The 24,825-nt window shown below is 53.1% G+C and carries 19 protein-coding genes; 17 read left to right on the top strand and 2 right to left on the bottom strand.

Translation table 11 applies throughout. The features are described from left to right. The first annotated feature begins 10 nt into the window (after positions 1-10). From NST08_RS10270 to NST08_RS10280, 3 genes are all read left to right on the top strand, one after another. The gene (locus NST08_RS10270) at positions 11-175 is read left to right on the top strand and encodes a hypothetical protein (protein ID WP_157462209.1); all 165 of its coding nucleotides are present in this window, start codon (positions 11-13) and stop codon (positions 173-175) included. Positions 176-348: 173 nt separating this feature from the next. Continuing rightward, on the top strand, positions 349-675 hold the full coding sequence (nirD, locus tag NST08_RS10275; protein ID WP_007133073.1) for a nitrite reductase small subunit NirD: 327 nt from the start codon (positions 349-351) through the stop codon (positions 673-675). Between the two features lie 45 nt (positions 676-720). Next, positions 721-1,521 (top strand): formate/nitrite transporter family protein, encoded by an 801-nt coding sequence (locus NST08_RS10280; RefSeq protein ID WP_007133072.1) that lies wholly within the window; start codon positions 721-723, stop codon positions 1,519-1,521. A gap of 297 nt (positions 1,522-1,818) precedes the next feature. Here the strand turns inward: NST08_RS10280 and NST08_RS10285 are convergent, their stop codons facing one another. Next, complete coding sequence (locus NST08_RS10285; RefSeq protein ID WP_007133071.1) at positions 1,819-1,977, bottom strand: hypothetical protein; 159 nt, start codon at positions 1,975-1,977, stop codon at positions 1,819-1,821. A 228-nt stretch (positions 1,978-2,205) separates the two neighbouring features. Continuing rightward, complete coding sequence (locus tag NST08_RS10290; RefSeq protein WP_007129684.1) at positions 2,206-2,931, bottom strand: Crp/Fnr family transcriptional regulator; 726 nt, start codon at positions 2,929-2,931, stop codon at positions 2,206-2,208. A gap of 383 nt (positions 2,932-3,314) precedes the next feature. Here NST08_RS10290 and adhE point away from each other — a divergent pair, with 383 nt between their 5' ends. The 14 genes from adhE (at position 3,315) to NST08_RS10360 (ending at position 24,821) form a co-directional block, all read left to right on the top strand. Next, positions 3,315-5,948 carry a bifunctional acetaldehyde-CoA/alcohol dehydrogenase gene (gene adhE / locus NST08_RS10295; protein ID WP_341341726.1) on the top strand — a complete coding sequence of 878 codons (2,634 nt, stop codon included), beginning with the start codon at positions 3,315-3,317 and terminating at the stop codon, positions 5,946-5,948. A 387-nt stretch (positions 5,949-6,335) separates the two neighbouring features. Further along, positions 6,336-8,582 (top strand): formate C-acetyltransferase, encoded by a 2,247-nt coding sequence (pflB, locus tag NST08_RS10300; protein ID WP_285852556.1) that lies wholly within the window; start codon positions 6,336-6,338, stop codon positions 8,580-8,582. 106 nt (positions 8,583-8,688) lie between these two features. Continuing rightward, on the top strand, positions 8,689-9,408 hold the full coding sequence (pflA, locus tag NST08_RS10305) for a pyruvate formate-lyase-activating protein (protein WP_007129687.1): 720 nt from the start codon (positions 8,689-8,691) through the stop codon (positions 9,406-9,408). Positions 9,409-9,625: 217 nt separating this feature from the next. Beyond that, entirely contained in the window at positions 9,626-10,978 is a 1,353-nt protein-coding gene (locus tag NST08_RS10310) for an ABC transporter substrate-binding protein (protein ID WP_007129688.1), read from the top strand. 84 nt (positions 10,979-11,062) lie between these two features. Further along, complete coding sequence (locus NST08_RS10315) at positions 11,063-11,947, top strand: carbohydrate ABC transporter permease (RefSeq protein WP_007129689.1); 885 nt, start codon at positions 11,063-11,065, stop codon at positions 11,945-11,947. Beyond that, complete coding sequence (locus tag NST08_RS10320) at positions 11,948-12,775, top strand: carbohydrate ABC transporter permease (protein ID WP_007129690.1); 828 nt, start codon at positions 11,948-11,950, stop codon at positions 12,773-12,775. Positions 12,776-12,796: 21 nt separating this feature from the next. Next, entirely contained in the window at positions 12,797-14,656 is a 1,860-nt protein-coding gene (locus NST08_RS10325) for a cache domain-containing sensor histidine kinase (RefSeq protein ID WP_210094694.1), read from the top strand. Then, positions 14,631-15,416: a response regulator transcription factor gene (locus NST08_RS10330; protein ID WP_007129692.1), complete on the top strand. Its 786-nt coding sequence runs from the start codon at positions 14,631-14,633 to the stop codon at positions 15,414-15,416. Before NST08_RS10325 ends, NST08_RS10330 begins: the two co-directional genes overlap by 26 nt. 97 nt (positions 15,417-15,513) lie before the next feature. After that, positions 15,514-17,154 (top strand): glycoside hydrolase family 3 protein, encoded by a 1,641-nt coding sequence (locus tag NST08_RS10335; RefSeq protein ID WP_028403700.1) that lies wholly within the window; start codon positions 15,514-15,516, stop codon positions 17,152-17,154. 172 nt (positions 17,155-17,326) lie between these two features. Continuing rightward, positions 17,327-20,146, top strand: a complete 2,820-nt coding sequence (locus NST08_RS10340) for a stalk domain-containing protein (protein ID WP_028403699.1) — start codon at positions 17,327-17,329, stop codon at positions 20,144-20,146. Between the two features lie 271 nt (positions 20,147-20,417). After that, on the top strand, positions 20,418-20,885 hold the full coding sequence (locus NST08_RS10345; protein WP_341341727.1) for a Fur family transcriptional regulator: 468 nt from the start codon (positions 20,418-20,420) through the stop codon (positions 20,883-20,885). After that, on the top strand, positions 20,882-21,133 hold the full coding sequence (gene yidD / locus NST08_RS10350; RefSeq protein WP_007129696.1) for a membrane protein insertion efficiency factor YidD: 252 nt from the start codon (positions 20,882-20,884) through the stop codon (positions 21,131-21,133). The genes NST08_RS10345 and yidD overlap by 4 nt, the downstream gene beginning before the upstream one ends. Positions 21,134-21,598: 465 nt before the next feature. Continuing rightward, complete coding sequence (gene metG, locus NST08_RS10355) at positions 21,599-23,587, top strand: methionine--tRNA ligase (RefSeq protein WP_341341728.1); 1,989 nt, start codon at positions 21,599-21,601, stop codon at positions 23,585-23,587. A gap of 196 nt (positions 23,588-23,783) precedes the next feature. Beyond that, on the top strand, positions 23,784-24,821 hold the full coding sequence (locus NST08_RS10360; RefSeq protein ID WP_341341729.1) for a metal ABC transporter solute-binding protein, Zn/Mn family: 1,038 nt from the start codon (positions 23,784-23,786) through the stop codon (positions 24,819-24,821). Positions 24,822-24,825: the final 4 nt, after the last annotated feature.

Here is a 24,825-nt window from a genome sequence, read left to right on the forward strand (position 1 = left end):
GGCGAGTAACTTGAGTACACTAGCGCTTATCGCCCCAGACATTCCCGTTGAACCCTTGGTTCGGTATCCGGGTGAGCAGGGCCGTGCAAGCAGGTCTATACCGCTGCCTGCACTCGGCCAAACGCCGGATCAGCGTCATGGCCTCGTGCTCGATCAGACCTGGGGGATGGGTTAATCGCAGTTGAAGCACCGGATTGACGTAAGAAACGCGTCGCATGTTCCGGCGCAGCAGAATGTTATAAGTTTTTTATAGAGATGTTTCACAGTTGCATGGGTCTTCGGAATATTGGTCCGGCTATTCGTGCTCATGCATACATGGCAAACGTTGTACATGGAGGTTGATCCTATATGGAAAGTGGTCAATACGTAGTTATCGGGCAGGCTGAGGATTTCCTGCCCCAGATCGGCAGAGTCGTTAAGTTCGGAGATCAGGAGATCGCTGTCTTCCGGACCTCGGATCATCGCTGGTTCGCGCTGGACAACCATAATCCGCACCCGAAAGGGGGCCCGCTGGCGGAGGCAATACTGTCCGGGCATTATATTTACGACCCGCTGTACGATTGGAAAATCGAGCTGGCGACAGGTAACGTTCAGGCGCCCGATTCAGGGAACGTGCGAACCTATCCTGTCCGGGAACGGGAAGGAAGGGTCGAGCTTTGCCTCACGAAGCGGTAATTCTCCATCGCATCATCAAACCGACAGAATAAGAGGTGTTGTCCCATGTTCGCAAGCGACGTGGAAGCCGTCGTCCAGACAGCGGTAAAGAAGAAAGAAATGATGAATGAAAGCCTGCTGCGCTATATCGTCTCAACCATGCTTGCCGGCGCCTATGTCGGCATCGGCATTGTGCTGATATTTAAGCTGGGGGCTCCGCTCGCCGCGGAAGGCTCGCCGTTTCAATCTCTCGTTATGGGGGCTGCGTTCGGCATCGCGCTGACGCTGGTCGTATTCGCCGGATCGGAGCTTTTTACCGGCAATCATATGGTATTCACCATGAGCACGTTATCCGGAAAAACAACCACCCTGGATACGCTTAAAAACTGGGGGATCGTGTTCATCGGTAATATAGCAGGGGCAGTGCTGCTTAGTTATCTGGTTGCGGCCACCGGTCTTTTCAAGGGCATTCCGGCCGATCACCTCATCTTTACGGCGGCAGCTAAGAAAATGAACGACCCGTTCTTGGAGCTGTTTTTCCGGGGAATCCTGTGCAACTGGCTGGTTTGCTTGGCCATCTGGACGGGCATGAGAGCGAAAAACGAGGTTGCCAGACTGATCTTGATCTGGTGGTGCTTGTTTGCCTTTATTGCTACGGGCTACGAGCACAGCGTTGCAAACATGACGCTGCTTACACTTGCCAATATTCTGCCGGGACATCCGGAGACGGTGTCCGTCGCCGGCTGGATCAGCAACATGGTTCCGGTAACGCTCGGCAATATTGTTGGGGGCGGGCTGTTTGTCGGCAGCGCGTATTGGTTTATTTCGACTCCGAAAGGAAGCAAGAAGCAGCAAGCTTCAGGCTAAACGAAAATACCGGGTTTTTAAAAAGTAGCCTCAAGTATTTCAAACAGTCACTTGTAGTATAACAAAAGTAGAAGTAATCAAAGTGCACCAAGGGTTTAAAGCAGGCCGAATCTGATATCTTTTCTATTGCGTCTCATATAAACATCCGGTAACGTAAAAAAGCGGACTCTACGCCAAAGGGCGGAGTCCGCTTTTGTATGCAGTGCAAAGTGCGCAGCCCTGCCCGTCTCTTGCCTTGAAGTCCCTCGCGGCAGAAGATGTCAGGCAGGATTGCTGCGCGTAATGTCCTCCAAATCCTTACCGGTGTTCCACCAGGTCAATCGCACCCAGCACGACATGGGCCAGTCCGAAGCCAAGAATACCGGTTGCGGCAAGCTTATACTTGCTGCAAAGCAGAGCGGCGCCTGAAGCAGAAACTACAGTTCCGAGAACAGCAGGAATCAAACCTTCACGCATGCGTTACACTCCCTTTGAAATGGTTTTGGAAAGACAGGGATTATTGTGGGCAAAGACAGGCAGATTATGCACGGCGGTGGGGATGGGAGGATCGAAGAGGGAGCCGCGCCAGTGAACAAGTCCCGAAAGGGGACTTGGGGGAGCGTAAAGCGCGCCACAGGCGCAAACAAGTCCCGAAAAGGGACTTGTGGAGGCGCAGCGCATGCCACGCAGGGTGACCAAGTCACCCTAGATCCGGCAGATTTCCTTCGGACACAGCTCGCAGTGGCAGATTTCCTGCAGCATCGACAAGTCTTTAATGACGATCAGCCCGCCTGCATACTCGATCGCTTCTTTTTTGCGGAGATCGCTTAGCATGCGGTTGACACTCTCGCGCGTGGCTCCGATCATGTTCGATAGGTCCGTATGGGTAATTTTTTTGTTGATCAAGGTGCTTCCGTCAGCCTGCTCCTGCCCGTACGTATTGCCAAGACGGATCAGCGTCGAGCACAGCGCCCCTGGTTTGCCGTACATCATCAGATCCCGAAATTTGGTCTGGGTAATCCGGTGGTGGACGCCCATCCACTTCATGAAATCAATCGCGAAGTCGCAATGCTGGCAAACCAGCAGCTCCAGATCCTTGTTCTCGATGACGCCGACCACGCTGCTTTCCAGCACTTCAGCCGAGTAGCTGTGGTTGCTGCTGATGAACGGATCGGCATGCCCGATCAGATCACCCGGATGATACATATATAGAATAAGCTCTTTGCCTTCATCGGTCGTTTTCGTTAATTTGATCCGTCCCTGCTTTACATAGTAAAGCTTGTCGGCCAAGTCGCCTTCCCAGAACAAATGCGAGCCTTCAGGGAGGGCGCGTTCCTTCATGGTAACCAGCAGACGGTTTCGATTTTGTTCCGAGAAGCACTGGATATTCCCTAAGCTTTCTAGTTCTAAAACGTTGTCTACAGTATTCATGTCGGTATCTCCTAACATCTTTAAATTTGATCAGTTCAATCTTGAATGATTTGTTACCTCCATTATAACGTGAAAAAAATCACTTGAAAGGGTATTTGGGAGGAAAATAGTGGCGAATTTTCAAACTTTGTGATCTAGTTCACGTATAGGGAGGATCCTCTTAACCTTTTCTCGGCCTTGCGCCACTCCGGTCGCGACAGATATCGGATAGCCAATTCCGAAGAGGATGTCATGAATCATAAAAATATATAGCCGAACCAATATTATGTGAAATAATTCACATAATATTATGAGACGCTATGTTACGATCGAACCGTAGACAACAGAAACCAATAAACAACCGCGAAAGCAACCAAACAGAAAATCATGGGAGGATGAGAGAGATGGCTGTAAGCAAAGCATCTGGAGAAACCAAAGCATCCGCAGAAACCAAAGTCAAAGAACAAACGGCTGAACAATACGTACAGGGCTTAATCGACCGGGCGAACCGGGCTCAAGCGCAGTTTATGGAGCTGGACCAAGAACAGGTCGACCGAATCGTGCATGCGATGGCGATGGCCGGGCTCGAGAAGCATATGCAGCTGGCAAAAATGGCGGTCGAAGAAACCGGACGCGGCGTATACGAAGACAAGATCATCAAAAACCTGTTTGCAACAGAGTACATCCATAACAATATTAAATACGACAAAACGGTGGGCGTGATAGAGGATAACCCGTACGACCAGTTCCAAAAGATCGCCGAGCCGATCGGGATCATCATGGGGATCACCCCCGTAACGAACCCTACCTCAACCACCATCTTCAAAGCACTGATTTCGATCAAGACGCGCAACCCGATCATTTTCGGATTCCATCCGTCGGCACAGGCTTGCAGCCGGGAGGCTGCTGCCATTTTGCTGGAGGCCGCGCGTAAGCATGGAGCCCCGGCGGATTGCATTCAATGGATTGAGGAGCCGTCCATGGAGAAGACCCATGCTTTAATGCATCATCCGGACGTGGCGTGCATATTGGCAACCGGCGGTTCCGCCATGGTAAAAGCGGCTTACAGCTGCGGCAAGCCGGCACTCGGCGTCGGTCCGGGAAACGTGCCGTGCTTTATCGAGAAGTCGGCGGATCTCGACCAGGCCGTGAATGACCTGATTTTATCGAAGACGTTCGACAACGGGATGATTTGCGCGTCGGAGCAGGCTGTCATTATCGAGGAGCCCGTGTTTGAGCAAGTGAAGAAGAAAATGATGGCGGCCGGCTGCTATTTTATGAACAAGGAAGAAACCGTGAAGCTGTCGGCTAAGGCCATGATATCCGACAAATGCGCGGTCAATTCTGCGATCGTCGGTCAGCCGGCGGTTAAGATTGCCGAGCAATGCGGCCTTGATGTCCCGGCAGGCACCAAGATTCTGGTAGCCGAGCTGGACGGCGTCGGGCCGGGCTATCCCCTGTCCGCGGAGAAGCTGAGCCCTGTGCTGGCGTGCTACCGTGTCAAAAACGCGCAGGAAGGCATCAAACGTTCGGAGGAAATGGTCGCCTTCGGAGGGATGGGACATACGTCCGTCATTCATTCGCATAATGAGGATGTGATCCGGGCGTTCTCGAGCCGCATGAAAACCTGCCGCATTCTGGTGAACCAGCCGTCCTCGCAGGGCGGAATCGGGGATATCTACAATACGAATCTTCCATCCCTGACGCTGGGGTGCGGATCGTATGGCCGCAACGCAACCTCTTCCAACGTAACGGCCGTTAATCTGATCAACGTGAAAAGGGTGAACCGCAGAACCGTGAATATGCAGTGGTTTAAAGTCCCGGATAAAATATACTTCGAAAAAGGCTCCACCCAGTATCTTGCCAAAATGCCGGGCATATCGCGCATTGCCATTATCACCGACCCGATGATGGTGAAGCTCGGGTACGTGGAGCGGGTTGAGCATTACTTGCGGCAGCGAAGAGCGCCCGTATCGATCGAGGTGTTCTCGGAGGTCGAACCGGATCCTTCAACGACTACGGTTGAACGGGGAACCGAAATGCTGAACAGGTTCCAGCCAGACTGCATCATTGCTCTCGGCGGCGGTTCGCCGATGGATGCGGCGAAAGCGATGTGGCTGTTCTATGAGCACCCGGATGCCGATTTCAAAGATCTGAAGCAGAAATTTATGGATATCCGCAAACGGGTGTATAAGTATCCGAAGCTTGGCCAGAAAGCGAAGTTCGTTGCCATTCCCACCACATCGGGCACAGGCTCGGAGGTCACGAGCTTCGCCGTAATCACGGATAAAGTTTCCGGGCACACCAAATACCCGCTAGCCGATTACGAGCTGACGCCGGATGTGGCGATCATTGATCCGGAATTTGTCTACACGCTGCCGAAGACCGCCGTCGCCGACACCGGCATGGACGTGCTGACGCATGCCATCGAAGCCTATGTCTCGATCATGGCGAACGATTATACGGATGGGCTTGCCATCAAGGCCATTCAGCTCGTATTCCAGTATCTGGAGCAATCGGCGCTTACCGGCGACAAGCTGGCCCGGGAAAAAATGCATAATGCCTCGACGCTGGCCGGCATGGCCTTCGCCAATGCGTTCCTGGGCATCAACCACAGCCTTGCGCATAAATGGGGCGGTCAGTACCATACCGCACATGGCCGGACGAATGCGATCCTTATGCCGCACGTCATCCGCTACAATGCGAAGAAGCCGACAAAATTCGCCGCTTGGCCGAAATATACCCATTTTGTGGCTGATCAGCGGTATGCCGAGATCGCTCGGATTCTCGGTCTGCCGGCTAGGACGACGGAGGAGGGCGTCAATAGTCTGATCCTTGCGATTCGGGAATTGAATGCCAAGCTCGGCATCGAAGAATCGTTCCAGCAGCTTGGCATTGATCCACAGGATTTCGAGAATCGCGTCGACGAGCTAGCCGACCGTGCGTTTGAGGACCAGTGTACGACGAGCAATCCGAAGCTGCCGCTCGTATCGGAGCTTGCGGATGTATATCGCAACGCGTTCTATGGACGGTTTTAACCATACGAGACGAAGGGTAAGTAAACCCTAGAGGGATGGATGCAGCCTTCTGCCGGCCACGTCAGCCGATAGCAGAAGGCTGCATATTTGTTTCCAACCCCGGCCTGCAAATTTGGGTGATAAAAGTCACGAAAAGCTGCATCCTTGTGACTTATATCACAGATGTAAAGATCCACCAGGGTTACAATAAGGGTGTACAAAATAAGCGAGATGAATCTCGGATCTTTACAAATGCAGCTTGCGGGCAAAAGACGGAACCGGCGCGCCTCAATTAGTGAAATAAATCACATTTAAGGGCTTGAATCTGAAAGCCAGAGACTTCCCGCGGTGCGGAGGGTTCCCGGCGTATTGCCGCAGGCCGCAGCTTAAAACTAGGAGGGATTCGAAATGTCGGTGATGGAGCAGTATGCAGGCTGGAGAGGTTTTAAGTCAGGGAAATGGAATAGGAGAGTCGACGTCAACGATTTTATTGCCAGAAACATAACGCCTTATGAGGGGAACGAGGAGTTTCTTGCCGGGCCGACGGATAACACAAAGGCTCTCTGGGACATCGTATCCGATTTAACCCGCAGGGAACGTGAGGCCGGAGGGGTGCTGGACGTTGATGTGAATACGCCGTCGACGATCACCTCCCATCAGCCGGGATATTTGGACAAAGAGAAGGAGAAGATCGTCGGACTTCAGACCGATGAGCCGTTCAAGCGCTCGATTCAGCCGTTCGGCGGCATCCGGATGATGATTGACGCATGTAATGCGTACGGCTTTGAAATGCCGCAGGGCATCGTGGATATGTTTACCCATATCCGCAAAACCCATAACCAGGGTGTGTTCGATGCATACACTTCCGAAATGCGGGCAGCGCGCAAAGCCGGAATCATCACCGGCCTTCCGGATGCTTACGGACGCGGACGCATTATTGGGGACTACCGCCGAGTGGCCTTGTACGGAGTCGACGCGCTTGTGCAGGATAAGCTTAGGGAGCTGGCCGAGCTTGAAGTGGACGCGATGGATGAGCCGGTTATCCGTCTGCGCGAAGAGCTGTCGGAGCAGATCCGGGCGCTGAAAGAGCTGAAGGAAATGGCGGCCATGCACGGTTATGACATCTCCAAACCGGCCAATACGGCGAAGGAAGCGTTCCAGTGGCTGTATTTCGGCTATCTGGCGGCGATCAAGGAGCAGAACGGGGCCGCGATGTCGCTTGGCAGGGTATCTTCCTTCCTTGATATTTACATCGAGCGCGATCTCGCCGAGGGCAAGCTGACGGAAGAGACGGCTCAGGAGCTGGTGGACCATTTTGTCATGAAGCTGCGTATCGTAAAATTCCTGCGTACGCCGGACTACAATGAACTGTTCAGCGGAGATCCGACTTGGGTGACGGAATCGATCGGCGGCATGTCCGTAAACGGCGTTACCCGCGTGACGAAGAACAGCTTCCGCTTCCTGCATACCCTGTATAATCTGGGACCTGCTCCGGAACCGAACCTGACTGTCCTATGGTCCGAGATGCTGCCGGAAGCCTTCAAGAAATATTGCGCCAAGGTTTCGATCGAAACCAGCTCGATCCAATACGAGAACGATGATCTGATGCGCCCGATTTACGGGGATGACTACGGGATCGCCTGCTGCGTTTCGGCGATGCGAATCGGCAAGCAAATGCAATTCTTCGGCGCAAGGGCGAACTTGGCCAAAGCGCTGCTATATGCCATTAACGGCGGCAAGGACGAGAAGAGCGGCGCCCAGGTCGGCCCGGAATATCCGGCGATCACGGCCGAGGTTCTCAGCTACGACGAGGTCATGAAGCGGTTCAAGCCGATGATGGAATGGCTGGCGAAGCTTTATATGAATACGCTGAACGTCATCCACTATATGCATGACAAATACAGCTATGAACGGATCGAGATGGCGCTGCATGACCGGGATATTTTACGGACGATGGCATGCGGGATCGCCGGCCTGTCCGTAGCGGCGGATTCGCTGAGCGCCATCAAGCACGCGAAGGTTAAGCCGATTCGAAATGAGCAGGGGATTGCCGTGGATTTCGAGATCGAGGGGGACTTCCCTTGCTACGGCAACAACGATGACCAGGTGGACAGCATCGCGGTGGAGCTGGTGGAATCGTTTATGAGCATGATCCGCAAGCACAAGGCATACCGGGATGCCATGCCGACGCAGTCGGTGCTGACCATTACGTCGAACGTCGTTTACGGGAAGAAAACGGGAACGACGCCGGACGGTCGCAAAGCGGGCGAACCGTTCGCGCCAGGGGCGAATCCGATGCACGGCCGCGACAAGAAGGGAGCGCTCGCCTCGCTGACGTCGGTTGCAAAGCTCCCGTACGAGGACAGCCTCGACGGTATCTCGAATACGTTCTCGATCGTGCCGAAGGCGCTGGGCAAGGACGCCGATACCCGCATCCGCAATCTCGTAGCGATGCTGGACGGATACTTTGGCGATGACGCCCACCACTTGAACGTCAACGTATTCGACAGAGAGCAGCTGATCGACGCGATGGAGCATCCGGAGAACTACCCGCAGCTGACGGTGCGCGTATCCGGATATGCGGTCAACTTCGTCAAGCTTACCCGCGAGCAGCAGCTGGATGTCATCAACCGGACCTTCCACGGTTCGATGTGATGATAGGCGATAAAGGCATAATACGAAACTTGGCCGGTAGAGCCGGAACACGAGCAGCGGGAGAATGTCCCGAATGACAAAGCGGATACAGAAAGGATGATGCCCCATGCTGAAAGGCCATGTACACTCCATAGAAACGTTCGGAACGGTGGACGGTCCGGGTATCCGCTTCGTGCTCTTCATGCAGGGCTGCCTGTTAAAATGCCAATACTGCCATAACCCGGACACGTGGGGGTTGCACGAAGGTCAGGAGATGACGGTGGAGGAGGTATGCCGGGAGATCGAGCCGTATTTAAGCTATTACCGCGGTTCAGGCGGAGGGCTGACGGTTTCCGGCGGGGAGCCGACGCTGCAATACCCGTTCGTGGCCGAATTGTTCAAGGAAGTGAAGAAACGCTGGAACTTGCATACGGCCTTGGACAGTAACGGGTACAACGAACCGGATAAAATTGCGGAGCTGCTGGATTATACAGACCTTGTGCTGCTGGACCTTAAGCATATTCGCGACGACAAGCATATCGCGCTTACAGGCAAATCCAATGAGCGCACGCTGAAGATGGCCAGATGGTTGTCGGACCACGGAAAAAAGATGTGGATCAGGCATGTATTCGTTCCGGGCATCCACGACGAAGAGGAAGATCTTGCCGATCTGGGGCAGTTTATACGCACGCTTAAGGGCGTGGATAAATTCGAAATCCTGCCGTATCACCAAATGGGCGTGTACAAGTGGAAGGAGCTTGGGATGGCCTATCCGCTGGAAGGCGTGCCTTCGCCGACAGAGGAGGAAGTGGCGCGCGCATACCGGTTGATTGGAGAAGTTATCTGAGGTGCTGCTTAGTCCGGTATCCCTTTATAGCAGAATTAATGCCACATAATGTGTTAAGATAAATGACAGTGACCTTTCCTGAATATGGAAGGGTCACTGTTTTTTGTGGAAGATTTTATCCCTAAGATAGAATAATGTCGACCTATCGGAGAATGGAATCGCTTTCTATAATGAAGATGTAACAAAAACAAACAAACCTTTTGGAGGGTCAAAGACAATGAAGAAAAAGGGTCTGGCATTACTCATGTCGCTTCTATTCGTCTCGTCTGCGCTGTTGTCCGCTTGCGGAGGCAAGGGAGCCGAGAAGCCGTCAGGCGGTACGGGCGGTGCAGCGGGCAACGAACCGTTTGAGATTACGATCCGCCACACGCAAGTGGGCGAATCCAAGAAATTCCGTCTTGCGCTGCTGAACGACGTCGTCAGCAAAACCGAGGCGGCGGTGCCTGGCCTGAAGATCAAGCTGGATGCCGTCGATTCGGAGGTGAACCGCAAAGAGAAGCTTAGAGGCGAGATGGCCGCCGGCAAGCCGCCGGAAGTGTTCGATGTGTTCGGAAGCCCGGACGCAGGCGTATATGCAAAGGAAGGGCTGATGCTCGATCTGACGCCAATCCTTGACGAGCTTGGCATTAAAGACAAATTTACGACGCTGGATCCTTTCACCCACGATGGCAAAATCTACGGATTGCCGATCGGTGGCTCCATCGAAGGTATTTTCTATAACAAAGAATATTTCGAGCAGAAAGGCCTCTCCGTTCCGAAATCGCTGGCCGAGCTGGAGCAAATCGCGGAAGCGATCAAGGCGGACGGCAAAATTCCGTTTGCGCAATCCTCGAAGGACGCGTGGATTCCGCTGATGACTACCAACAACCTGTGGAGCTACTACGCAGGACCGGAAGTGACGTACGGCTTCAAGACCGGCGAAACGAAGTGGACCGATCCGAAAGTGGTCGAAGGCGTGAAGAAGCATCAGGAATGGGTGGAGAAAGGTTATTTCAAGAAGGGCGAGCTCGGATTCGAGTATGCGGACATGAGAAACCAGATTCTCTCCGGCGAAGCTATCATGATGATGGACGGCTCATGGGCCAACTCGGTATTCCGTGATCCGGAGCAGGCTGGCGATATGGTCGGCAAGATCGGTTATTTCAACCTGCCGCCTGTAAATGCGGGCGACCCTGTCGTCGTCATGCAGGATGCGAATAACGGTTACGGCTTCTCGGCCGAAGTGGCCAATGATCCGCGTAAGCTGCAGGCCGTCAAGGAATTTATCAAGAACATGTGGACCGATGAAATGCAGCTGCGCGGTCTGAAGGAAGACGGTGTGCTTCCGGCAATGAAAATGGATCTGGAAACGATGAACTCGACGTCCGACGATCCGCTTATGCAGGATATTTTCAAGGGGGTCAGCGAGATCGGCAAATCCTTCCCTGCCTTTGACGCGCTCGTGCAGGCTGACGTGAACACCGCGCTGAGCATGGGCATCCAGCAGGTAATCGGCGGCGAGCTTGACGCTCAGAAGATGCTGGAGAACGTTCAAGCGGCGCAAGAAGCAGCCAACGCTGCGGAGGAATAATCAAGTGCAGGCGAGTCAAGGCACTACCCGCTGTCATGGGGGTGCCTTTTCGCCTAAACGACAGACATCAATACGGAGGTTACTATGAATAAAGCGCTGAGAAATCCTCTGATCTACATCTTGTTCGTCCTGCCGGCATTCATCCTGTTCCTGGCTTTTTTCATTTACCCGATCTATACGGCGATTGACAACAGCTTTACGAGCTGGAACGGCATTTCCAAGGACGTGAAGTATATTGGATTCGATAACTATGCTACGGCCATGTCGGACGTCGCGTTCTGGAAATCGGTTAAGAACAATGTCTATTTCATTCTTTTCTCATGTTTGGTCCAGGTTCCGCTGATCGTCATCTTCTCGCTCCTTATCGCCAATGTGAAGCGGTTGAAAGGACTGTACAAAACCGCCGTATTCGCTCCGTCGATCATGTCGACGGCCGTCATCGGCATTCTGTGGGGCTTCATTTATAATCCGGACTTCGGCTTGATGAATCAACTCCTCGGGCTGTTTGGCGTGGAGCCGATCTACTGGCTGTCCGACAAAAACTGGGCGATGCTCTCGATCTTGATCACAAACGCTTGGCAATGGACCGGCTTCTACATTGTGATGGTGCTGGCCGCAATCATCTCCATTCCCAAGGAGCTGGATGAGGCGGCGGCAATCGACGGGGCCACCGGCTGGCAGCGAGCCATGAAAATTACGCTCCCTTTGGTTATGCCGATCATCTCCGTTGTCATCATGCTGTCGATCGCCGGGGCGATGAAAGCAGCCGATATTATCCTGGTAATGACCAAGGGCGGGCCGGCCGGCTCGACGGACGTCATGGCAACCTATATGATCCGTTATGCCATTACGAGCTTTAAGCACGGCTTCGGCAATTCGATTGCCGTTCTGATCTTCGTCTTTACGATGATCATTACCGCGCTCTATCAGGTACTGATCGCACGCCGCAACGAAAGGATTGAATACTAAATGAGAGCGATGAAGAAACTGATCCCGCATATTTTCCTGATGGCTTACCTGCTCGTCATTTTGTATCCGTTCCTGTTCGTTCTGTTCTCGTCGGTAAAGACGGATAACCAGTCGATTGCGGCCAATCCGTTCGGGCTGCCCGACACCTTCGTGCTCGACAATTATGTCAATGCTTGGGTGAACGCGAAGATCAGCACGTATTTCTGGAACAGCTTGTATATCGGCGTGCTGTCCGCATGCTTGTCGATCCTGTTCGCGGCGATGCTGGCCTTTGCCATTACGCGTATGCGTTACAACCGGATCAGCGCCATCCTCTTTCAGTGCATCCTGCTGGGCATGCTTATTCCGAACAACTCCTTGATGCTGCCGATCTATGGCATCATGCGTCAATTGGACATTCTGAATACGCATATGGCGCTCATTCTGCCTTACGTGGCTAATGCGATTCCCTTCTCCGTAATCATTCTTGCGGCCTTCATGCGCTCGCTGCCCGGAGAAATCGAGGAAGCCGCCGTCATCGATGGATTGAGGTCTGGGGGCTTGTTTGCTAGAATTATCTTGCCTCTGACCGTTCCGGCTATCGTAACCGTGTTTATCATTAATTTCTTGGGGAATTGGAACGAATTTTTGCTTGCTAACTATTTCTTGTCCAATGACGAGTTGCGAACACTTCCAGTCGGGATGGTCGGTTTCAGGGACGCTTACAATATGAACTACGCCCAAATGTCGGCGGGGATCGTGTTCAGTGTTCTGCCGGTTCTGATCATCTATGCGATTCTTCAAGAGAAGATCATTGAAGGGGTCACCGCGGGAAGCGTGAAGGGGTAATACGAAAGCGGGAGCATGCGTATGAATCTGCGGAACAAATTGTTTACGGCTTTTTTGGGACTCATTATCATTCCGTTGTTTTTGCTGGGCCTATTTACTTTTTTTATTACCTATAACTCGATTGAGGAAAAATACAGCCAGCAAGCCGAATATTCGCTTAAGGCGATCAGCTACAGCATTCTGAATGTATTCAAGGAGATGGAATACGTCACGGACAACGGGATTGCCACCTCCGTGTTCGCAATGGCGCTGAATGCGAAGGATCCGAACGATCAGAACCTGATTAAGGAGTCCAATGCGGAGCAGCTTAAATTGAACGACCGGCAGCGCAGCTTCCGAAATCTACTATATAACCACCCTGCGATCAGCTATGCCTTTTTGTATCATTTCAACCGGGAGTCTCCCCCGATTCCGATCTTCAGCAAAGAGAATTTCCGAACGCTTCCGTATGACCAGTTTAAGAGCAGCCCGTTATATGATGAAGTGGTGGCGCTGAATGGAAGACCCATGTGGCTAGCCCCGCATGAATTTCAGGAGCTGACAGGCGAAGAGCCGGTATTTACCCAGATTCGGCTGATCAAAGATGTGACGACGCTGCGCAAGCTCGGCATATTGGTCGTCCAGATCAAGAAGTGGGAGTTCGAGGAGATCTTTCGCAATTTAACGATACCTAACAATCTGCAAAACACCTCGTTCATGCTCGTGAATAATGAAGGACTGGTTCTGTTTGATCCGGAGAACAGCATGGACGGACAAAATATCAAACAATACATGAAGCATAAGGTCGAGTTCAAGCAAGGCTACCAGAGCTTTAAGGCCAAGTTCAACGGGAAGGAGCACATCGTTTCCATTTACCACCTGAATGATTACGGCTGGAATCTGGTCTCCTTCACCGATTGGAACTCGTTGTCCCAGGAAGTAACGTCGTTTGCCAAGTGGTTCTTCGTGATTATGGGCGTTTGCCTTGTCACCGCAATCGTCTTTAACCGGCTGTTCATGAACCGGATTACAGGGACAATTGCCGTCATTGTCCGGTTTATGCGCCGGGTCGAGGACGGAGACCTGAATGCGAGAGTCGAGGAGAAGGGCGAGGATGAGCTTCTGCTGCTCTCCAAAGGCTTTAACAATCTGATGAACCGGATCAACGATCTGTTCGTGCAGGTGAAGAAGGAGCAGCGGCAGAAGACGGAAGCGGAGATGCGGGTGCTGCAGGCGCAGATCAAGCCGCATTTCCTGTTCAACACCCTGGAGTCCATCAATGTGCTTGCCATCCAAAACGAAGGCCGCAAAGTGAGCGAGATGGTATACCGGCTGGCGAGCATCCTGCGCATCAGCATACAAGGCAAGGAAGAAATTACTTTGGAGGAAGAGATCAAGCATCTGCAGAGCTATCTGGAGATCCAGAAGTTCAGGTTCGAGGATGTGTTCGACTATGAAATCGACATTCCGAAGGAGCTGATGCACAGCCGCATCCTCAAGCTGACGCTGCAGCCGCTGGTGGAGAACAGCATCCAGCACGGATTTGAAGGAATCTCGTACAAGGGACTCATCCGGATATCGGCATGGAAGGAACTCGGCAATGTTATCATCCGGGTGGAGGACAACGGGCTTGGAATGACCCCGGAGCAGCTGTCGATGTTTGAATATATGGTGCATGACGATTCGATGTCGCAGCAGGCGAAGCTGCAGAATTTGAAGGTGAATCAGGAACGCCGCGGGCTTGGACTGCGAAGCGTAGCAGACCGCATACGCATTCAGTACGGCGATTATTACGGTCTGTTTATCTGCTCGAGCCGTCCCGGCGGCACCGTTATACAATGTGTCATACCCAATTATGATAGGGGGGAAGGGCAGCGTGTTGAAGGTATTATTGGTCGATGACGAGGCTCCGATCTTGAACAATCTGAACAGGGTGCTCCCGTGGGAGGAGATGGGCATGAAGGTGATCGGTTTGGCCCGCAGCGGGACGGAAGCATTGGAAATCGCCGAACAGTATACGCCGGATCTGATTTTGTCGGACATTCGGATGCCCGTGATGGACGGCCTGACATTCATTTCGAAAATTCGGGAAGAGGGGAGCCGCGCGGAAATCATACTGCTTACCGGCTATCAGGAATTCGAGTATGCCAGGGAAGCGATTAAGCTCGGCGTCAAGGATTATATCAGCAAACCGATCCATTATGGCGAGCTGGAAAATAAGGTGCGCGAGATCGGGGAGGAAATCCGTAAGAAGAGGGCGAAAGAGAAGTATTACAGCACCGTTTCGCTGATCGACGATGTTCCGGGGCCGGAGACCGCCAAGAAGACGCCCGAGCAGCTGGTCGCTTCCGCCCTGGAATATATCAATACCAATATGGGGCAGGACCTGGGCATTGAAGAGCTCTCGGAGCATTTGGGCATCAGCTCGAGTTACTTTTGCCTGCTGTTCAAGAATCACGTGGGGCTGACCTTTGTCGAATATTTGACGAAGCAGCGGATGGAGGCGGCCAAGTTCCTCCTCGTGAACAGTGATAAGAACATTGCCCAGATCGGCTCCTTTGTCGGTTATCATGAGCGGCGCTATTTCACGAAGGTGTTTCAGAAAGCGACCGGCATGACCCCGTCCGAATTCCGGGAAATGTCCGGCAAAGCAACGGTATGAACTTATTCTGGACGCTGCAGGCAGCTCATGCATCATGCGCTCGATTTCATCTTAGCCTGCGAAGTCCCTAATATGAGAGAAAGTAGGTACGTAATCGATGAAGTGGACTGCAGCAGATTTAACCTTGGAGCAAAAAGTTGGACAAATGTTCATTTGCGGATTCAATGCGCTGACACCGAATGAGCATGCCAGAGTATTGATCGAACAGCATCAGATCGGCGGCATCTGTTATTTCCGCCGCAATGTGGAGACCCTGCCGCAGCTTGCGGAGCTGTCGGAAGCCCTCCAGCGCATGGCCGCGGAGAAGCAGAGCATCCCGCTGTTGATTTCAATCGACCAGGAGGGCGGCATGGTTGCCCGCATTGACCATGACGGGATCAGCCGCATTCCTGGAAATATGGCGCTCGGCGCTTCAGGCAGCGTGGAGGATTGCTATGAGGTGGCAAGGATCGGAGCCCGCGAGCTGCGCTCCCTCGGCGTAAACATGAACTTCGCCCCTTGCCTTGATGTTAACAATAATCCGCGCAATCCGGTCATCGGGGTGCGTTCCTTCGGCGAGGATCCTGAAGCGGTGGCAGCCCTTGGCGCGGCAAGTATCAGAGGATATCAGGAAGAAGGCGTATCCGCTACGGCCAAGCATTTTCCCGGGCACGGCGATACGAGCGTCGATTCCCATCTGGGCAGAGCGTCGGTTCCGCATGACAGAGAGCGCTTGAACCGGGTGGAGCTGTATCCGTTCATCCAAGCGATCAAGCATGGGGTAGACGCGATTATGACGGCCCATGTCAGCTTTCCGGCGATTGAGCCGAGCGATCTGCCAGCCACCTTGTCCCGCGCGGTGTTGACCGGACTGCTCCGGGAGGAGCTGGGCTTCGAAGGACTGATCGTAACCGATTGCCTGGAAATGCACGCCATTTCCAAAGAATACGGCATACCGGAAGGCGCCATCCGCGCGATCCAGGCCGGGGCGGACTGTGTGCTCGTCAGCCATACGCTCTCGGAGCAGACCGCGGCGATTACAGCTGTCATCGAGGCTGTCCGGAGCGGAAGAATTCCGATGGCGCAAATCGATGCTGCCGTGGGCCGGATCCTGGCTTTGAAGGAGCGTAATGCCAAGCTGGCAGCCGAGCTGCCGGTTCAGCCCGTAGCCCGGGTGAGCGAGGAGACGAAGCAGCTGCTGTTCGATATTGCAGGTAGAGGCATTACGCTTGTCAAGGACGAGGGACAGCTGCCGCTGCAGGCGGAGGAGCCAGTAGCGGTGATCTGGCCGGAGCTGCTTAAGGCAACCCAGGTTGATGAGGCATGGAGCAAGAGCTATACGCTGGGCAACGCGCTTAGAAGTAGAGGGGTCCAGGCGGATGATGTGCGCGTCGGCACCAATATGACCGATGAAGAGGTAGAGCAGGCGCTTCAAGCGGTGAGCGGTTATACGCAGATCGTAGTCGCTACGTATACCTCCGAGAGTCGTCTTCCGGAGGGGCAGAAGAAGCTGGTGGAGCGGCTGTCCGCGCTCGAAGGCGTAACGTTGATCGTCGTTGCGACCCGCAACCCGTACGATCTTATCGATCTCCCGCCGGTTCCTGCGTATTTGTGCACGTATGAAAATACACCGTACTACATGCAAGCCGCTGCGGATGTGCTTCTCGGTAAGCTAAAGCCGGGCGGCAGGCTCCCGGTCGGAATCAGCGAGACTTATCCGCTGGGCTGGAGCTATAACCAGAACGTTGCAAACCGTTAAATCACGATAATTAACGTTAAATCACGTGAAAAACCGGAGCTATCCTCCTGGAGGGGGCTCCGGTTTTACTATTATCCTGACCATTTATAGCAACTTTTCAGGATTTATGGCGTCTAATAGTATGTCTGATAGAGACAGTAGAGACTATAAAGCAGTTTTAAAGGAGTAGAGGATGAACTTCAGAAGAATCTCATTGATCACCGTCCTTGCTGCGGCACAGGTATTTGCAGCCGTTCCGGCAGCGGCAGCATCACCGGATTTGACGGCTCCGGCCCAATCCGCCGGTTCGACGCTGCAGTCCACTGCGGTGGAACAAGGTGAGCAAAGCCTGCAGCAGCAGACGGATCAGCAAGACGTACAGCCAGAACAGCAGTCAGTAGAAGAACAGTCGGTCGAAACGGATTCAATAGAAACGGATTCAGCACAGCAAGAAAGTGCGGATTCGATTCCGGATGAAGCCGAGGGAGTTTCATCATCCGTTGATACGGAGCAAGACAGTAAACAGTCAGCGAATCAGCAGCAAGCAGAGGAAGAGGGGAACGGTTCGGGAGAGACCGGGAATAGCTCCGGTAACACCGGGAACGATACGAACATATCGAGCACCTCCGAAACATCGCCGGCTTCCAAGAATGAGCTTGTGCTTTTGATGAACAGTGACGTGATGTACCATAACGGACAGCGCTATAAGGCCGGGGAGCCGATGGCCGTCAAGAAAGGCGTATCTTATATAGCGGTACGGGCAATGGTCGAGCGTGCAGGTCTTAAGCTCTCTTTTGACAATAAGACAAAGGAAACCATTATCATCAAGGATGGCAATGAGCTCCGCTTTAAGACAGGGAGCAGCAATTATAAAGTAAACGGACAGGTCCGCCCGATGAAGGGGCCGGCCTATATTTCCAACAATGTGTTTATGGTTCCATTAACTTCGATTACGCAAGCGCTTGATATTCCATATACGGTTAATCAATCCGAGAAGAAAGTGATTCTTGACCTGTCCCGTAGCGGCAGCGGAGACGGAGGCAGCAGCGACGGCGGAAGCACGCAGCCTGAGCCGGGAGACGGCAGCGGGGGCAGCCAGGTGCCTAACCTTCCGAATCTTGGTCCTAACGATCTGATCCTGATGATGAACAGCGACGTTATGTATCAAGGCGGCAAGATGTATAAGGCCGGACAGCCGATGGCCGTAAAGCGGGGGGTATCCTACGTCGCGATCCGATCGCTGGTCAATCGGGTAGGGCTTAAGCTTACCTATGACGCGAAGACGAAGGAGACGATTATTATCCGCGGCGGCGACGAGCTTCGGTTCAAAACGAACAGCAGCGTGTACACCGTCAACGGAGAACGCAGAACGATGAAGGGACCTGCGTATCAGAGCAACAATACGTTCATGGTACCGCTGACAAGCATTACGCAGGCACTGGATATTTCCTATAAGGTGGACCAGCCGAACAAACGCATTATACTCAGCCTGAGCACGAAGCCGATCGCGTCCTTCACCGTGTCGCCGGCCGAAATTTATGCCGGAGAGACCTATGTTACGTATCGGACGAATGCCTATTCCCCGACAGGACTTCCCATTGTGGATGAGCGCTGGGAGGGACGGGAGGAGATGTTTAGCCAGCCGGGCACCTACCCTGTCACCTACTCGGTTCAGGATTCAAGCGGCGAGTGGAGCGATCCATACACGCTGAATATTCAGGTCCTCGCACCGAATACGCCGCCGGTCGCCATGTTCACGACAGACAAAGAACAATACAAGATGGGTGAGAAAATCACCTATATCGACCAGAGCTACGACCAGGACCCGGGCGATGAGCTGACTTACAAATGGGAAAATAACGAAAAGGCGTTCTTTACCGCGGGTTCGCACAAAGTCCGGTTAATCGTAACGGATAAAAAAGGCGCGACCAGCACGTACGAGAAGGTCATTACCGTGACGAACGAGGTATTGTATACCCAAGACCAGTTCAACCAATTGTTTACGGATATCGGCGATAGCTATTCATTCAACGGCTCCGTGGTACCGACTTGGGACTTGCTGCCGATTACCCGAAGCTCCGAGCCGACGATGCTGATCCGCAGCAACTCGCCGGAGACGGTGTACCAGGAAGGGATCGTTTATCGGGAGACCGGCAACGGCAGCACCCGGTTCATGATCCATCATATGAACGCTACCGGGAAAAATATGAAGATGTACGTCGTGGCCACCAATATCAACAGCTTACCGACAAGGCTGACAACCGAATATTCCGGCATGGGCGGACCGATCAATATTCCGACCGCAACAGGCAAGGCGGCTGTGCTTCGTTACCTGGAATCCATGCAGTCATCGGCCGATTATCAGTCCATCACGATGGCTCCGGGGGAGAGCAGAGTAATTCTGAAGGATCTAAGCGCCCAATCGCTGAAGAACGGGCAGGTTGTTTCCATGCTCGCTGACCTGTATTCGGATGCGCCGATCCGTTATGATGTCATCATGATCGATGAAACGAAAGACCCGATCCAGAAGCTGCCTCACCTGATTTTGCAGTCGCCGGACGGTGTGCATAATCGGGGATCCTATGCGGATTCGACGAGAATCATCGAATCCTACGAGCTTGTAGGCAACAAGCCGGGGCGTCTTGCGATCGGGGACAATACGAATGACCCGAACCTGGAAGGATACGACGGGATTAACGGCTCCTATACAACCAATGCCGGCAATTTCGGCGTCCTGTACAAAATCAAGCTGCACCGCGTAGCGCCGAATACGCTGATCACGCTGAATCCGCGCGGCGGCAAATACATGGGTGCCATGATGGTCAACGGCAAGATTATTCAAACGCCGAATACGAGCAATGGAGCGGTATCCGCTCCGAACGATGCAGCCGTGCTGTATCGAACAGGCAGCTACGAGGAAACGGTGGAATTTCTCTTCACGGCAGCGCCGGGAAGCAGCCTTCCGATCAATCTCCTTGTGCAGCCGCTGCCCGAGTTAAAGAACGAATCCTGATAAGATGATGAAATTGTAACGATGAATGTTGTTAGCACCGGGCACAGCGATCCTAACATGACCGCTCTTTGGTGCAGGGGAGGCTGTTTTCGAACCGTAAATAACGGTTTCGAAGACGGCCTCTTTCCGGCTTCATGGCGGATACAGCTGCGGGCTCAAGCGTAGTGCCATAAACCGACGTTCGGGCAGGAGGGATAACCGCTTTCATTGACGATGGCTGTTTTTTCAGGCATTATTAAGGGAGTTGACACGAACAGGAGGTCACTTGCGTATGCTTACGACGGAACAGATTATTGACGCCATGTCGGAACATGGGCTGCGCATTACCGATCAGCGAAAGACGCTTGCCAAATTGTTTGGAGAGCATGAGGGCTATCTGACAGCCAAGGACGTTTATGAATATATGGGCCGGAAGTACAGCGGGCTAAGCTTTGATACGGTATATCGTAATTTGCGGGTCCTGTATGAGCTCGGCTTGCTGGAGCAGGTTGTGTTTGAGGAAGGCATCAAATTCAGAGGGCGCTGCAGCGAGGATCATCACCATCATCACATGATCTGTCTGCAATGCCAGAAAACGTACCCGATTACGTTCTGTCCGATGCAGCTGACCGACACGCCGGACGATTTTCAAGTCGTCCAGCACAAATTCGAGGTGTTCGGCTACTGCCGCGATTGCTGCAAGGCGGATGCCGGCGGACAGGCGGCCAAGGGCCAAGGAAAGCAGGAGCAACAGGTATGAGCACCGCACGCCGGGTGGTGAAGGTTCCGATCCACTTCTATCGGAAATTCATCTCTCCATTAAAGCCGGCGACCTGCCGTTTCTATCCGACTTGCTCAGCCTATGCCCTTGAAGCGATCGAAGTTCACGGTGCTCTGAAGGGCTCCTGGCTGGCTGCTAAACGGATTGCCAGATGCCACCCGTTTCATCCCGGGGGGATCGATCTTGTCCCGCCCCGGAAGGGCGAGGAGCCGGCACCGATGGAATAGGCGGTTGCAAGCTGCCAGATGATGAGCGAATAAATTCTATGAAATTGCCCATGCTGTGTTCATAAGAGCAAGATACACCTTGACACTCGTTGTTATGGTTGATTAAAATGGATACAACTTATTGATCAACCTTCTTATAATGATTTCCAATGAAGAGATAAGTACGAGAGCTGTCGCCATGTCCAGAGAGCCGGGGAAGCTGCAAACCGGTCTTGGCGCATTTCGGAAAATGGTCTTGGAGGAACCGCTTTTGAGCGTGCAGCTGAACAAGGATGGCTGCCGTAAAGGAGCGGCGTGAGCCAGCGTTAATGGCGGTCCGCGAATGAAGCGGCAGATGAGCCTGTAACCTGTAAAGGTTGCGGGGAAATTGGGTGGTAACACGTGAGATCAGCTCTCGTCCCATTGGGACGGGAGCTTTTTATGTTGTTTCGAGCATCTCCATTTCATGGCAAAGGAAGGATTACAATGACAGACAAGAAGACATTTTACATTACAACCCCGATCTACTATCCGAGCGACAAGCTGCACATCGGACATGCGTACACGACGGTGGCCGGCGACGCGATGGCGCGCTACAAGCGGCTGCGCGGATATGATGTCCGTTATTTGACGGGCACGGATGAGCATGGTCAGAAGATCGAGCGGAAAGCGGCCGAAGCCGGCAAAACGCCGCAGCAATTCGTTGATGACATCGTGGCAGGCATTAAGGATCTCTGGAAGAAGCTTGACATTTCGAATGAGGATTTCATCCGGACAACCGAGAAACGCCATACGTCGGTTGTACAAGAGGTATTCGAGCGGCTGCTGAAGCAGGATGACATTTACAAAGGCGAGTACGAGGGCTGGTATTGTACTCCTTGCGAATCGTTCTTCCTGGAGCGTCAGCTGGTTAACGGCAACTGCCCGGATTGCGGCCGGCCGGTTGAGCTCGTGAAGGAGGAAAGCTACTTCTTCCGGATGGGCAAATACGTGGACCGTCTCCTGCAGTATTATGAGGAGCACCCGGATTTCATTCAGCCGGTATCCCGGAAGAATGAAATGATCAACAACTTCATCAAGCCGGGTCTTGAGGACCTCGCCGTCTCCCGTACAACCTATGAATGGGGCGTCAAGGTCAAGAGCGATCCGAAGCATGTGATCTACGTATGGATCGATGCGCTGCTGAATTATATCACGGCGCTTGGCTACGGCTCGGAGGACAGCTCGCTGTTTGACCGGTATTGGCCGGCGGATGTACATCTGATGAGCAAAGAGATCGTCCGGTTCCATACGATCTACTGGCCGATCATTCTCATGGCGCTGGATCTGCCGCTTCCGAAAAAAGTGTTCGCACACGGATGGCTGCTGATGAAGGACGGCAAAATGTCCAAATCCAAAGGCAATGTGGTCGACCCGGTTACGATGATCGACCGCTACGGTCTGGATTCGCTCCGTTATTATTTGCTGCGGGAGGTTCCTTTCGGAGCGGACGGCACATTCACACCGGAAAGCTTCGTCGAGCGGGTGAACTCGGATCTGGCCAATGACCTCGGCAATCTGCTGAATCGGACCGTGGCGATGGTATATAAATATTTCGAAGGTGAGGTTCCCGCCTTCAAGGCAGGCGTGACCCCTTACGATTCATCCATCGAGGAAGCTGCTAAGGCGGTCTATGATAAGGTCGAGACCGCGATGGAGAATATGGAGTTCTCCGTAGCTCTGACGGCAATTAGCCAGTTCGTCAGCCGCAGCAATAAATATATCGATGAGACCCAGCCGTGGGCACTGGCCAAGGATGAGAGCAAACGCGAAGAGCTTGCATCCGTCATGAGCCATTTGGTGGAGACGCTGCGTGTTGCCTCGATCCTGCTGCAGCCGTTCCTGACCCGGACGCCGAAGAAAATCTGGGAGCAGCTCGGTCTCTCGGAAGGAGATCTGACAACGTGGGATAGCGGCCGCGACTTCGGTGCGATACCGGCGGGAACGAAGCTTCAGAAGGGCGACCCGATCTTCCCTCGCCTCGATCCGGAGCAGGAGGTCGCTTATATCGCCGAAGCGATGACGGGCGGTGCAAAGGCTGCTGAGGAAGCCAAGAACGATCCGCAGCCGGCGGCTTCGGCTGCGGATGCCGAGGAAGCACCGGAGCTGAAGGAGGAAATCGGCATTGAGGATTTCGCCAAAGTCGAGCTTCGTGTTGCCCAGGTTACAGCAGCCGAGCCGGTGAAGAAGGCCGACAAGCTGCTAAAGCTGCAGCTCGATCTGGGCTTTGAACAGCGTCAAGTCGTGTCCGGAATCGCGAAGTTTTACAAGCCGGAGGAGCTGGTGGGGCAGAAGGTCATCTGTGTGACGAATTTGAAGCCGGTGAAGCTCAGAGGCGAGCTGTCCCAGGGCATGATCCTGGCTGCCTCGAAAGGCGATCAGCTCACGCTCGCAACGGTGCCGGAGAGTATGCCGAATGGCGCAATCGTCAAATAATCAGCGCTTGAAATTGAATGAAGAAGGTTAGAAGGGTGTACCCTGTTAACGGGTACGCCTTTTTTCTATGGAAGGAACGATATGAGCAAAAAATTAATAGTAACGGTTACGATGTAGTTGACAATCTCGTTTTTCTTCTCTTATAATCTTGTTAGTAATGTTTACGATTAGATAGAACGGAGCGGGTGAGGGAATCATGAGCAGGAACAAGAAAGCGAAGTGGACATGGGGAATGGCAGCATTGCTGTCGGCACTGCTAATCGTGTCAGGCTGCGGCAGCAAATCCGGCGGCAGCATTGTGGAAGGGAAAATCAATGTCATAACGACCTTCTATCCCATATATGAATTTACGAAGGAAATTGGCGGTGAAGAGGTTAATGTCGTTAATCTGCTGCCGACCGGAGTCGAGCCGCATGATTGGACGCCGAAAAGCCAGGACATGGTCAATGCCTCCAAGGCCCAGTTGTTTCTATATAACGGTGCCGGATTTGAAGGCTGGGTTCCTTCATTTCTCAAGGGACTGAATAAGGATTCCGAGGTGAGGGCCGTCGAGGTAAGCCAAGGCATTCAACTGATTGATGCCGAGGGAGATGACGGCCATAATCATGGAGCCAGTGACGAGGCTGGACATGAACACAGCCATGAAGCGGCCGGAGAGGCCGCAGCGGAAGAGCATGCCGCAGGGTCGGGCACAGCCGAAGGAACCAGCCATCATACCGATCCTCATACATGGGTGAGCCCGAAGTCAGCCTTGATCATGGCCGAGAATATCAAGAACAGCCTGGTCGATGCAGATCCGGAACATAAAGCGCAGTACGAACAGCGTTATGAAGCGCTGAAGGATAAGCTTGCTAAGCTCGATCAGGATTTTACCGAACAATTGTCCGGCCTTCCGAAGAAAGACATCGTCGTCTCCCATCAAGCATTCGGATATTTATGCCGGGACTACGGGCTTACGCAGCACGCGATCATGGGATTGTCCCCTGATGCCGAGCCGCGCGCGCAGGATATCGTGAATTTGACGAAAACGGTAAATGAAAAGGGACTCCGTTACGTATTCTTCGAGGAGCTTGTGTCGGATAAGCTGGCCAAGACCCTTGCAAATGAGGCCGGTGTAGAGACGCTTGTCCTAAACCCGGTAGAGGGATTGACGAAGGAGCAGGCGGAGAACGGAGAGAACTACTTCACGATTATGGAGAAAAATTTGCAAAATCTAAAGAAGGCCTTACAATAATAGA

The sequence above is a fragment of the Paenibacillus sp. FSL K6-1566 genome (assembly GCF_038050475.1).
Lineage (GTDB): Bacteria > Bacillota > Bacilli > Paenibacillales > Paenibacillaceae > Paenibacillus_AQ > Paenibacillus_AQ lactis.